12 protein-coding genes and 1 other annotated feature are annotated in these 12,431 nt (G+C 36.4%); of the genes, 9 read left to right on the forward strand and 3 right to left on the reverse strand.

Annotated features, from left to right (window positions below; all coding sequences use genetic code 11):
• Positions 1–116: 116 nt before the first annotated feature.
• Entirely contained in the window at positions 117–863 is a 747-nt protein-coding gene (locus AAHB15_RS00940) for a YjbA family protein (RefSeq protein ID WP_144567470.1), read from the forward strand.
• Between the two features lie 65 nt (positions 864–928).
• Here AAHB15_RS00940 and trpS read toward each other — a convergent pair whose 3' ends face one another.
• Both trpS and AAHB15_RS00950 read right to left on the reverse strand, forming a co-directional pair.
• Complete coding sequence (gene trpS, locus AAHB15_RS00945; protein WP_335573530.1) at positions 929–1,918, reverse strand: tryptophan--tRNA ligase; 990 nt, start codon at positions 1,916–1,918, stop codon at positions 929–931.
• 52 nt (positions 1,919–1,970) lie between these two features.
• Positions 1,971–2,226: a binding site (T-box leader), on the reverse strand.
• Between the two features lie 56 nt (positions 2,227–2,282).
• Positions 2,283–2,639, reverse strand: a complete 357-nt coding sequence (locus AAHB15_RS00950) for a DUF3899 domain-containing protein (protein WP_335573529.1) — start codon at positions 2,637–2,639, stop codon at positions 2,283–2,285.
• Between the two features lie 223 nt (positions 2,640–2,862).
• Between AAHB15_RS00950 and AAHB15_RS00955 the strand changes: the two genes are divergently transcribed.
• The 5 genes from AAHB15_RS00955 to AAHB15_RS00975 all read left to right on the forward strand — a co-directional run bounded on the left by AAHB15_RS00955 (position 2,863) and on the right by AAHB15_RS00975 (position 8,622).
• Entirely contained in the window at positions 2,863–4,548 is a 1,686-nt protein-coding gene (locus tag AAHB15_RS00955; RefSeq protein ID WP_342041583.1) for a peptide ABC transporter substrate-binding protein, read from the forward strand.
• A gap of 112 nt (positions 4,549–4,660) precedes the next feature.
• Positions 4,661–5,590: an oligopeptide ABC transporter permease gene (gene opp3b / locus AAHB15_RS00960; RefSeq protein WP_144567474.1), complete on the forward strand. Its 930-nt coding sequence runs from the start codon at positions 4,661–4,663 to the stop codon at positions 5,588–5,590.
• Positions 5,591–6,619, forward strand: a complete 1,029-nt coding sequence (gene opp3C, locus AAHB15_RS00965; protein ID WP_335573527.1) for an oligopeptide ABC transporter permease — start codon at positions 5,591–5,593, stop codon at positions 6,617–6,619.
• Between the two features lie 17 nt (positions 6,620–6,636).
• Positions 6,637–7,680, forward strand: coding sequence for an ABC transporter ATP-binding protein (locus AAHB15_RS00970; RefSeq protein WP_335573526.1), 1,044 nt, complete (start codon positions 6,637–6,639; stop codon positions 7,678–7,680).
• Positions 7,681–8,622: an ABC transporter ATP-binding protein gene (locus AAHB15_RS00975; protein ID WP_335573525.1), complete on the forward strand. Its 942-nt coding sequence runs from the start codon at positions 7,681–7,683 to the stop codon at positions 8,620–8,622.
• Between the two features lie 79 nt (positions 8,623–8,701).
• On the opposite strand, the gene AAHB15_RS00980 is transcribed toward AAHB15_RS00975, so the two are convergent.
• Positions 8,702–8,887, reverse strand: coding sequence for a hypothetical protein (locus tag AAHB15_RS00980; RefSeq protein ID WP_098528362.1), 186 nt, complete (start codon positions 8,885–8,887; stop codon positions 8,702–8,704).
• 562 nt (positions 8,888–9,449) lie between these two features.
• Here AAHB15_RS00980 and spxA point away from each other — a divergent pair.
• The 3 genes from spxA (at position 9,450) to cls (ending at position 12,378) form a co-directional block, all read left to right on the forward strand.
• Positions 9,450–9,845, forward strand: a complete 396-nt coding sequence (gene spxA, locus AAHB15_RS00985; RefSeq protein ID WP_144567479.1) for a transcriptional regulator SpxA — start codon at positions 9,450–9,452, stop codon at positions 9,843–9,845.
• A gap of 273 nt (positions 9,846–10,118) precedes the next feature.
• Positions 10,119–10,790, forward strand: a complete 672-nt coding sequence (gene mecA, locus AAHB15_RS00990; RefSeq protein ID WP_335573524.1) for an adaptor protein MecA — start codon at positions 10,119–10,121, stop codon at positions 10,788–10,790.
• A 76-nt stretch (positions 10,791–10,866) separates the two neighbouring features.
• Positions 10,867–12,378: a cardiolipin synthase gene (gene cls, locus AAHB15_RS00995; RefSeq protein ID WP_342041876.1), complete on the forward strand. Its 1,512-nt coding sequence runs from the start codon at positions 10,867–10,869 to the stop codon at positions 12,376–12,378.
• The last annotated feature ends 53 nt before the right edge of the window (positions 12,379–12,431 follow it).

Genomic DNA, 12,431 nt, shown 5'->3' on the forward strand with positions numbered 1-12,431 from the left:
TTATGGATATAACTTTTTTAAAAAAGGAATTGGATCAAAATATATATATAGGAATAATTTAACTGAGGTCTGCCCATACTGATTGACAAATAGTTTCTTGAAGTGAGGGGATGTACATGTTGTATCTTCATGATGTTTGGGTAAATTGGTTTGAAGGTGAAGAAAACGGATATAATGTTTGCCACTTTCATGAATGGAGGAAGGATGACGGAGTAGAGTTGTTAGATCAAGTGCCGCTACTTAAAGTTGAGCCGCTTCTATTTGATTATATTGAGAATGATCTATCTGAGTTACCTCAACAACTTCTCGATGATATTTATCAAAAAGCATACTTAAGAAAAAACCATGAAAGAATTCAAATGGACTATTGCTTTGTAGTTACGGACGGGACGGGAATATTAGCAGTTGATACAATTGGCTACAATATTCCAATTCGAAAAAGCAGATTAATACCTAGACAGGAACAGCTTGTTTACGAAATGATAAGCCAGCATGAAGCGAAACCATATCATTTCTACGCCCAGCCTAAAACAAAGGACTTTCATATACTCTCACCGGAACCGGATTTGATGAGAGGGTTAACAAGAAAAGAACGACAGTTAAAGCAACTATTATTTATGGCACTTGATCAACTTTTAACTTCTAACAATCAAGCAGAAGTAAGATATTGGTACACTGAATGGTGTCCGGAGCAATATTCTACCATTCAAGAAATGAATTTTGAAGAAGCTTGGGAACAGTTATTTGAAGAAACAAAGTATGGCTGGTCAAAACGTCATGAAACATTCTGTGAAAATTTAATAAAAGGGCAGCCCTTCTTTGAAAAACTTTGGGAGATGGAACATGGTCCAAAGGTAAATTAAAAAGCCTGACTGCAAAAGGTATGTCCCGCATACCTTTTGCCCGTCAGGCTTTTAGTTTTTAATATTTATCTTTTCTTCCTGCCAAGTCCCATTGCATTTTCCATCTTCTTCAATGTTCTGCTGGCAACCTGGTTGGCCTTTTCAGCTCCGCGGTCTAAAATATCATCTAGCTCACTTGATTCTAACAAATTATAGTATTTTTCTTGGATAGGCTTAAGAAAATCAACCACTACCTCAGCTAAATCACCTTTGAAATCTCCGTAGCCTTTTCCAGCATACATTTCTTCAAGCTCTCCAATGTTTTTTCCGCCAAGGATAGAATAAATCGATAACAAGTTAGAAACGCCAGGTTTATTCACCGCGTCAAATTTAACAATTCCTTCGGAGTCCGTAACAGCACTCTTAATTTTCTTCACAATTTGATTTGGTTCATCTAAAGGAGTAATAAATGCCTTTTTATTTGGGTCGGACTTACTCATCTTTTTAGATGGTTCTTGGAGTGACATAATACGGGCGCCGACCTTAGGTAAGCTGATCTCAGGAATAGTAAGAATATCATTATATTTTTTATTAAATCTCTCAGCCAAATCTCTTGTTAACTCCATATGCTGTTTTTGGTCCTCGCCAACAGGAACAAGATCTGTGTTATATAAGAGGATATCAGCTGCCATCAACGGCGGATAAGTTAACAAGCTTGCAGACACCGCTTCTTTACCTGATGATTTATCCTTAAATTGCGTCATCCGCTCAAGTTCTCCTATATAGGAAATACATTGCATGATCCATCCAGCTTGTGCGTGAGCAGGAACCTCAGATTGAATAAACAAAGTTGCCTTTTCCGGATCAATTCCGACAGCAAGATATAATGCAGCTAAACTGCGGATATTTTTCCTAAGTGTTTGTGGATCCTGGGGTACTGTAATGGCGTGCTGGTCGACAATGCAAAAGAAACAATTGTATTCGTGTTGTAATTCTACGAATTGTTTCATAGCCCCAATATAGTTCCCAAGTGTTATGGTTCCACTTGGCTGGATACCTGAAAAGATTGTTTTCATTGTGTTTCTTCCTCCTAAAAATATATAAAAAAACCACTCATCCCTAAAAAACTATAGGGACGAATGGTTCGCGGTACCACCCTAAATTACTCAAAATGAGTCACTCAGTTTCAATACATCTATTATCGATATTTTGAATTCCTTTTAACGCAAGGTTAACGTCTGCTCCTACTGATTCTATCACAAAGGACAAAAGGTTCAGGCAGAGGCTCAAAAGTCCATTCCGTATTTTTTCGCGTTTGTTTTCACCGGCCACAAACTCTCTGAATCGAAGGGAAATACGTACTACTCTTTATCAATGCTTTTGAAATTTTTATGCGGTTAGTCACATTATAGCTGAAAGCAAACATTGATTTCAAGTTAGTTAAGCATAATAGGCAATTAAAGCGGCTGCCATCAACAGTCCAGTAATCAGTCCGTGAAGAAAGAGGGGCTTTTCATTTATTGTGATTAATTCCGATAGTCCTGGAATGTCCTCGAATCTTCTTTTTTCTTCCCTTCGTGATAACACATGATTAAAGGATTTTGACATGACATCATAAAATCCGCTATGAATGGTGAAGAGCAGTAAAGATAACAAAATGTACCCTGCAGTAACGAAAAAAGATATATCGATATAGCTATTTAACGTAATATTATGGTGGGAAATAAATGAGATCATGACAATCACTAACTGCGTAATCGAAATAATTATAAGATTTTTCTTAAGGTTAAATTTCAAGAGATTACCTCCAAAAAGATTGATTTAACAGGTATAACTAATGAAAAGTATACAAAAAATTACTGTATAAGTCTAAATTAAACTATAGACAATTGTAATCATTACGTAATGAATGTTTGAAAAATGTAATTTAATTTTCAAAAAGTAATGTACAATTTGTTGAAAATATGTATAATAGAGAATGTAGTAATTTTTCAGAATAATAGAAAAGGGAGGTCTACTAGTGAAGAAATCAAAACTTTCACTACTTTTAGTACTATCACTAGTACTTAGCATGTTCTTAGCAGCATGTTCTGGCGGTGGTAAGAAAGACACAAGTTCGTCTAATAGTAAAAACACTGCTGATTCAGAACAATTAGCTGATTCGCAGGAAATAAACGTTCTTGAATCTGCTGAAATTCCTAACATGGATAGCGTTATGAACGAAGACGTACTTGGCAGCGAGATGGTAACTCAAGTAACAGCAGGGTTATACCGTTTAGATCAAACCGGTACTAAGGTAATTCCTGATGTTGCTGATGGTGAACCTCAATTTAATGCTGATAAAACAGTATTGACCATTAAATTAAAAAACAATGTAAAATGGTCTAACGGTGACCCTGTTACTGCAAATGACTTTGTTTATTCTTGGCGCCGTGCGATTGATCCAAAGGTAGCTGCACCATACGGCCCGTATTTTATGATGGACAAAATCAAAAATGCGACTGAAATCGTAAATGGTAAGGCTAAAGTTGAAGATTTAGGTGTTAAAGCAGTTGACGACTATACATTAGAAGTTACGTTAGTAAGACCACTACCTTACATCGAGTCTTTCTTGACATTCTCACTTTTCTATCCACAAAACCAAAAGTATGTTGAGTCACAAGGCGCTAACTATGCAAAAGATGCTGACCACCTGCTATACAGTGGTCCATTTAAAATGACAAAATGGGATGGCCCGCAAGCAACTGAATGGGTTATGGAAAAGAATGCTGATTATTGGGATGCTAAAAACGTAACGTTAACAAAAATTAACTTTAACGTTTCAAAAGATCCACAGGCATCTGTTAATGCATTCTCGGCTGGTGAAGCGGATATTACACCAAAGCTGGCACAGGCAGCGATTATTTCTCAGTATGAAGGTTCGGAAGAATTAGTTCGTTACCTTGAACCATCTATGTGGTGGTTGAAGATGAACGAAAAGAACCCAGCGTTGAAAAACGTGAATATTCGTAAAGCTATTGCATTAGCAATTGATAAAGAATCACTTGTTAAGGACGTGCTTGCTAACGGTTCTGTCGCAGCCAATTACCTTGTACCAAAAGAGTTTGCATTCAATAATGGCAAAGACTTCCGTGATGGAGCAGGATCTTATCTGAAAACTGATAAGGATGAAGCGAAGAAGCTTTGGGAACAAGGTCTAAAAGAAACTGGACTTAAAGATGTAACTTTCACATTCGTTGGTCAAGATACAGAGACTGCGAAGAAAGAAGATGCGTTCATTAAAGACCAATTGGAGAAAACACTTCCAGGTATGAAAGTTAATATCCAAAGTGTTCCGTTTAAAATCCGTATTGACCGTGAAGATAAACAAGATTATGATATATTACATGCTGGTTGGGGACCTGACTATGCTGATCCAATGACATTCATGGATCTATTCTTAACTGGCGGCGGCCAAAACCACATGAGCTATGGCAATCCAAAATATGATAAATTAATTAAGGATGCACAAGGTCCTTTAGGGGCTAAAGCTGATGAGCGTTGGAAAGCTCTTCAAGATGCTGAAAAAATTCTATTAGAAGATGATGCAGCATTTGCACCGCTTTATCAACGTGCGGTAAACCTTTTAGTTAATCCAAAAGTAAAAGGTTTGCAACACAATGCATATTCTGATTTCAGTTTCCAATGGGTTAAAGTGTATAAATAGTATCAATTTCTAACCAAATAAAAAGAGAGTATATTTTTCAATATACTCTCTTTTTACCTGTATCAGAATTGTCGAACAAAGTCGAAAATTCAATTAATTAGGAGGTGTAGGCATGGCGAAATATCTTTTACAACGGATTTTCTATATGATTTTAACCTTATTCATTGTTGTATCTATAACCTTTTTCCTCATGAAATTAATTCCAGGTACACCATTTAATAACTGGGAAAAACTCACGGAAGCCCAGCGTAATATTCTGAATGCCAAGTATGGATTAAGTGATCCATTGCCTGTACAATACTTTCATTATATGGTGAATATGTTTAAAGGTGATTTAGGTATCTCCTTCCAATTTAATAATACCCCTGTCACAGAACTTCTTGCCCAGCGAATCCAACCTTCCGCTATTCTCGGTGTGCAGTCCATGGTTGTAGGTGCACTATTAGGGATCTTATTAGGAGTTATCGGTGCGCTGAAACAAAATACTTGGGTAGACTATGGTGCAACTTTCATAGCTGTTATTGGAAAGTCTATTCCTTCTTTTATTTTTGCGGGATTACTACAGTATTATGTGGCCGTTAAATTAGAATGGTTCCCTGTTATGTTTTGGAGAGGGCCGGAATACACTGTACTTCCTACAATTGCTTTAGCGATGTTTCCAATCTCTATTGCAGCCCGTTTCATGAGAACAGAAATGGTTGAAGTATTAGGTTCAGATTACATTACCTTGGCTAAAGCAAAAGGGGCCAGCTATTGGCAAATTAGTTTAAAGCATGCACTCCGTAATGCTTTAATTCCAGTAGTAACAGTAATGGGGCCGTTAACTGTCAGCCTTATGACAGGTTCTTTAGTAATAGAAAATATCTTTGGAATTCCAGGTATTGGAGAACAGTTCGTAAAATCAATTATGGTAAATGACTATCCAGTCATTATGGGTACAAATATATTATTTGCAGTATTATTCGTATTTGTAATATTAATAGTCGATATTCTTTACGGTATTATTGACCCGCGTATACGGATTTCGGGGGGGAAAAGCTAAATGGTAAACAAAGAAACTAGCATCTCAAAAGAAATGTTTGCACCCGCCGATATTGACCCTGCCAAAAGTGAAAAAATTGCTAAGCCAAGCTTAAACTTTTGGCAGGACTCATGGCTTCGGCTTAGAAAAAATAAAGGTGCTGTTGTCAGTTTGGTAGTAATTGTAATTTTGATAATATTGGCATTAGTAGGTCCATATTTAACGCCATACCAATTTGATACGCAAGTTGCAAAAAATAATAACCTGCCGCCTCGTGTTCAAGGTTTAGAAAATGTACATTGGCTTCCGTTTGATGGTACCTTAACTAGAAGAAATGGTACCGAGTATAATGCTTATGAAGTTCGCAATGTTAAAGAATATTATTGGCTGGGTACAGACGGCCTTGGCCGGGATATTTTTGCCCGCCTTTGGAAAGGTACGCAAATTTCTCTTTTCATTGCATTTATGGCTGCGTTAGTCGATATGCTTATTGGCGTAACCTATGGAGCTGTTTCTGGTTATATTGGTGGAAGAGTAGATAGTGTCATGCAGCGGATTCTAGAGGTCATAGTTGGGATTCCAAACTTAATCGTTGCGGTATTAATGATTCTTGTCTTGAAACCGGGAATAACCCCAATTATCATTGCAATCACACTTACAAGTTGGACAAGTATGGCTCGTGTTGTCCGTGCACAGGTGCTGAAGTTTAAAAACCAGGAATTTGTGCTGGCAGCTAAAACATTGGGTGCCTCAAATAGTTCAATTATCTTTAAACACATGATTCCAAACATGTTTGGCGTTATCATAATTAACACGATGTTTTCTATTCCAAATGCGATCTTTTTTGAAGCGTTCTTAAGCTTTATCGGTTTAGGGCTTCAAGAACCAAATGCATCTTTAGGTACATTGGTGAATGACGGATTTAAATCAATGATTGCTTTTCCATATCAAATGGTTGTTCCATCGATCATGATCGCATTAATTATGGTTTGCTTTAACTTAGTAGCTGATGGATTACGGGATGCCCTTGATCCAAAAATGCGTGATTAGAAGGCAGGTGAATAAGAATGGATAAAATTTTAGAAGTTAAAGATTTAAATATATCGTTTCATACTTTTTCAGGTGAGGTAAAAGCTATTCGAGGTGTCAGCTTCGATTTAATAAAAGGGGAGACTTTGGCGATCGTTGGTGAATCTGGTTCTGGGAAATCGGTTACGTCGAAATCAATCATGGGTCTGCTTCCTGCACAAAATTCAGAGATTAAAAGTGGTCACATCCTTTTTGATGGGAAGGATTTAACGAAGTTGTCAGATAAGCAAATGCAAAAAATCCGAGGTCATGAAATATCAATGATCTTCCAAGATCCGATGACTTCACTAAATCCAACCATGAAAATAGGAAATCAAATCATGGAGCCGTTAATAAAACATCAAAATATGAGTAAACATGCGGCAAAAGAAAGAGCAATTGAGCTTCTAAGACTTGTTGGAATTCCTAAGCCTGAAATTCGAGTGAATCAATATCCTCATCAGTTCTCAGGAGGAATGAGACAAAGGGTAGTTATCGCGATTGCACTTGCATGTAATCCTAAAGTTCTGATTGCTGATGAACCTACAACTGCACTTGACGTTACGATTCAAGCCCAAATTCTTGAATTAATGAAAGATCTCCAAAAGAAGATTGATACTTCGATTATTTTTATTACACATGACCTTGGAGTTGTGGCAAATGTGGCTGATAGGGTGGCGGTAATGTATGGAGGTAAGATTGTAGAAATTGGGACCTCGGATGAAATTTTCTACAATCCGCAGCATCCGTATACATGGGGGCTAATAAGCTCAATGCCTGACATGGATACAGATGCTGAAGAGCTATATTCCATTCCAGGAACACCGCCTGATTTATTAGATCCGCCAAAAGGGGATGCATTTGCACCTCGTAATCCTTATGCTATGAAAATTGATTTAGTGCAAGAGCCTCCTTTTTTTAAGGTGTCAGAAACACATTATGCTGCAACATGGCTATTGCATCCCGACGCTCCAAAGGTTGAACCTCCAGAGACAGTGAAGAGGCGCCAAAGTCAATACCAAGGGGTAAAGGGGGGGAAGTAAATGGCTGAAGCAAAAAAACTGCTCGAAATCAAAAATTTGAAGCAGTATTTTAATGAAGGAAAACCAAATGAAGTTAAAGCGGTAGATAATGTTTCTTTTGATATTTATCAAGGGGAAGTATTAGGATTAGTAGGTGAGTCAGGATGTGGAAAATCTACAACGGGCCGTACGATTATCCGATTATATGATGCTACTGGCGGCGAGGTTTTATATGACGGTATAAACGTACATGGAAAAAAATCAAAAAATGATTTAAAAATATTTAACCGTAAAATGCAAATGATTTTTCAGGATCCATATGCTTCACTAAACCCAAGGTTAAAGATTGCCGATGTAATTGCAGAGGGAATCGATATTCATGGTTTAGCAAAAACGCGAGAAGAGCGCATGAACCGTGTATATGAGCTGCTGGAAACAGTTGGTTTAAATAAAGAACACGCAAATCGCTATCCACATGAATTTAGCGGCGGGCAGCGTCAGCGGATTGGAATTGCCAGAGCGCTCGCAGTTGAGCCTGAATTTATTATTGCGGATGAACCAATCTCTGCATTAGACGTATCAATTCAAGCACAGGTAGTTAATTTAATGAAAAAGCTTCAAAAAGAAAAAGGGTTAACCTATCTGTTTATTGCGCATGATTTATCAATGGTTAAATATATAAGTGACCGGATCGGTGTAATGTATTTTGGTAAGATGGTCGAGCTTGCACCTGCAGATGAGCTTTATAAAAATCCACTTCACCCATATACACAGTCACTATTATCAGCAATACCTGCTCCTGATCCAATCAGCGAGCGAACAAGAAAACGTAAAACCTATGATCCTGCAAGTCACAATTATGCAGACAATGAGTCCATTGAATTTAGGGAAGTAACTCCGGGGCACTTTGTCCTTTGTTCAGAAAAAGAATTCAAACAAATCCAATCAAATTCTAAGAAATAAGAAAAAACGATCTCGATTTTTAATTGAGATCGTTTTTTTATCTGAAGGTAAGAAAGAAAGACGCTTCCGATTTTATAATTTAATTTTTTTTACCGCCAACCATTTTCCATCCAGTCCGGTATTTCGCACTTTCATCAGTAAATTCGGTTCTACGTTTACCACCGAATATTTTTTCCCCAATACCATTGGTTATAACACCCATTAAAGCAGTAATACCAATAATTAATAAAGCAACGATCATCAAATCTGTTATGTAAGCACCCATCATGAATCCCTCCATTAAGCTAATTAGTGAAAACGATCTGATAATAAACCTTCCCTTATTTTATTGTAAAAGAACTCGTAATTTATTGAAAGTAAAAATTGTAGAAATTCATCAATGAATGAATGCGTTTTCATTTAGTTTCATTTAATTGAGAATTGAAGTTAAGAGTAAATTAAGATTAGACTTATAAAATTAAGACAGTAAAAAGTATGCTTCTTTCTATATGGAAATTACCCATATAGAAAGGAGCTGAATACGAAGATTTTAATGTTGGAAGTAATTTTTATTTTAATGTACAAGCTTTATAATGAAAAAAATATGAAACCTTTTAGAAAATTTTTCGTCTAATATCATGTAACCAAATAGATTGAAATAAGCTTCTGTCGATTTTATTTTTTTAAAAAGGGATACCTTTTTTTGAGATAGTGGTGTATAATTTATGATAGAAATTACTTATTTATAATTATTTTAATTACGAAAAAGGGTTTCTTTCACGATAAAAATGGGTACATGACTATATAAGATTACAAGTATGTAAATTAAAGAGGAGTGTGAAGAACGGATGGTTACACTATACACTTCACCAAGTTGTACATCATGCAGGAAAGCAAAATCATGGTTAGAAGAACATGAAATTCCATACACTGAAAGAAATATCTTCTCTGAGCCATTATCCATGGAGGAGATTAAGGAAATTTTACGAATGACTGAAGATGGTACTGATGAAATCATCTCTACAAGATCAAAAACATTTCAAAAGTTAGATGTAAACTTAGATTCAATGCCATTACAGGATTTATTTAAATTAATAAAAGAAAATCCTGGTTTATTACGCCGCCCAATCATTATTGATGAAAAACGTCTACAAGTTGGTTATAATGAGGACGAAATCAGACGCTTCTTGCCTAGAAGGGTTAGAACTTTTCAGCTGCGTGAAGCGCAAAAAATGGTTAATTAAATAAAAAGACCTTCTTCAGAAGGTCTTTTTTGTCTATACGCATTTAATTTGAATATTATCAATCATTTTGCTATGATTAAGGGAATATCTTATATTAATCATTAGGCTAACTAACGGTTTTTAAGATTTTATTTTTTTTTATTTCCCATATAAGTACTTTTGTCATAAAATGAAAGTACAAGAGTATTTCCTTTTTTAGATGTCAATCATAATAGTATTATCTGCTTGGGGGTATTTGTCCCTTCAATACGGAAACGGAAGGGAGAGGTTATGATGGAGATTGAACGAATTGATGAATATACTGTGAAATTCTACATTTCCTACGGTGATATTGAGGAGAGAGGCTTTGATCGCGAAGAAATCTGGTACAATCGAGAGCGCAGTGAGGAACTCTTTTGGGAAATGATGGATGAAGTTCATGGTGAGGAAGATTTTGTTGTTGAAGGCCCACTATGGATCCAAGTCCAAGCACTTGATAAAGGGTTAGAGGTTCTTGTTACCAAGGCCCAACTTTCAAAAGACGGACAAAAGTTTGAGCTCCCTATCCCTAATGACAAAATAAAGGACATTCCCGTAGATGACAAAATTGAAGAAATCTTAGATCAGCATTTTAGTCATCATCATTCAGATGAAGATGAATTATTGCTAGAGGAAGAAACTTTGGAATTCCTACTTGCCTTTAAGGATTTTGAGGATATTATTAGCTTATCAAATCGAGAAGGTTTAGATAATTTAGATACAAAGCTTTATCACTTTGAAGGAAAATATTATTTATATACTGAATTTCCTGAAGATGTATATGAAGAAGATGAAATAGATGATATTCTCAGTATTTTACTGGAATATGGTTATGAAACACAGCTTACCATTCATCGGATTCAAGAATACGGTAAAGAGATTATGCCGAAAGACGTTTTCGCGGAAATACGAAAATATTTTAGTTAATAATTATACCGATTTCACATTTGAAATCGGTCTTTTTATCATTAGATATACTTGAAAATTTTGGCAGGTGAGTGCACTGAAAAACACGGTTAGGGTGGTCTTATTTTTAGCAGTTTTATCCGGACTATTGTTTTATTTTAAAGACCAACTGGAAAGCGGCATCTTCGGATTTTTGAGTGTTTTAATTACACTGTCTGTTATTTTTATAGGCTTTGTCATTTTCTTTGAGAATCGTCATCCTACACAAACCCTTACCTGGCTAGTGGTTTTAGGGAGTTTTCCGTTAATCGGCTTTATTTTTTATTTATTGTTCGGGCGCAATTATCGAAAGGAAAGGATGTTCAGGAAGAAATATTTCCTTGATAAGCAAGCGTTTCTAACAGTGGAGGGAGAGGACGATCTAAGAAGTCAGGAGAAACTCAGTTTAATGGGGGAGCATCAGGGGAAATTATTTAAGTTGGCTCAGAAACTGGGGAATAGTCCCATTTCCTTTGATACTTCTACAAAAGTTTTAACAAATGGCGAGGAAACCTTTAGCCATATTACCGAACAACTAAAAAGGGCAAGACATCATATTCACCTTGAATATTATATTGTTCGTCACGATTTGATCGGTCAGGAAATTAAAGAAATATTAATTCAAAAGGCAAGTGAAGGGGTTAAAATTCGTTTTCTTTTTGATGCGGTCGGATCCTGGCAGCTTTCTAAAAACTACATTAATGATTTGAGAAATGCAGGTATTGAGGCCGTTTCGTTTGGGCCTGTAAAATTGCCTTTTTTAAATAATAAATTCAACTTCCGTAATCACCGAAAGATAATTGTCATTGATGGGACCATTGGGTTTGTCGGCGGGTTGAACATCGGGGATGAATATTTAGGGAGAAACGAAGAAATTGGTTTTTGGCGTGATACCCATTTAATGCTGAAGGGTGAAGCAGTCCGTACGCTCCAATTAATTTTTTTACAAGACTGGTATTATATGACCAATCATAGCTTTCTAACTGCGGAATACCTTTCACCTCAATTAGATAATAAACGTCATGGTGGTGTACAGCTTATAGCAGGTGGGCCTGATAATGAATGGAGCGTCATTAAAAATATCTTTTTCTCGATGATTGCATCAGCTGAAAAATCTGTTTGGATTGCATCCCCTTATTTTATCCCAGATGAAGATATATTCTCAGCGATTAAAGTGGCAGCCCTAAGCGGTGTCGATGTGAGACTCCTCGTGCCAAATCGGCCAGATAAACGAATTGTCTTTCATGCATCAAGGTCCTATTTTCCGGAACTGCTTGAAGCTGGGGTAAAGGTGTATGAATACCAACGCGGATTTATGCATAGTAAAATTATAATTGTCGATAACGAACTCGCTTCGATTGGAACCTCTAATATGGATATGAGGAGCTTTCACTTGAATTTTGAAGTGAATGCGTTTTTATTTCGAACTAATAGTACGGAAGAGCTTGTGGAAGAATACACCAATGATTTAAAGTATGCTAGACAGCTCGATTTGGAAACCTTTCAGCAAAGGCATATTGGTTTTAGAATTTTAGAATCAACCGCTAGGTTATTATCACCACTACTTTAATTATATGAACATGTAGAAACTCGTCGAAAAAACGGCGAGTTTTTTAATAATTA

Source organism: Bacillus sp. OTU2372, assembly GCF_038440275.1.
Classification (GTDB): domain Bacteria; phylum Bacillota; class Bacilli; order Bacillales; family Cytobacillaceae; genus Neobacillus; species Neobacillus bataviensis_B.

Excerpts from the sequence above, each read along its gene's own strand:
- AAHB15_RS00940 (WP_144567470.1), top strand. The coding sequence starts at position 117 with ATGTTGTATCTTCATGATGTTTGGGTAAATTGGTTTGAAGGTGAAGAA.
- trpS (WP_335573530.1), bottom strand. The coding sequence starts at position 1,918 with ATGAAAACAATCTTTTCAGGTATCCAGCCAAGTGGAACCATAACACTT.
- opp3b (WP_144567474.1), top strand. The coding sequence starts at position 4,661 with ATGGCGAAATATCTTTTACAACGGATTTTCTATATGATTTTAACCTTA.
- opp3C (WP_335573527.1), top strand. The coding sequence starts at position 5,591 with ATGGTAAACAAAGAAACTAGCATCTCAAAAGAAATGTTTGCACCCGCC.
- AAHB15_RS00970 (WP_335573526.1), top strand. The coding sequence starts at position 6,637 with ATGGATAAAATTTTAGAAGTTAAAGATTTAAATATATCGTTTCATACT.
- AAHB15_RS00975 (WP_335573525.1), top strand. The coding sequence starts at position 7,681 with ATGGCTGAAGCAAAAAAACTGCTCGAAATCAAAAATTTGAAGCAGTAT.
- AAHB15_RS00980 (WP_098528362.1), bottom strand. The coding sequence starts at position 8,887 with ATGGGTGCTTACATAACAGATTTGATGATCGTTGCTTTATTAATTATT.
- spxA (WP_144567479.1), top strand. The coding sequence starts at position 9,450 with ATGGTTACACTATACACTTCACCAAGTTGTACATCATGCAGGAAAGCA.
- mecA (WP_335573524.1), top strand. The coding sequence starts at position 10,119 with ATGGAGATTGAACGAATTGATGAATATACTGTGAAATTCTACATTTCC.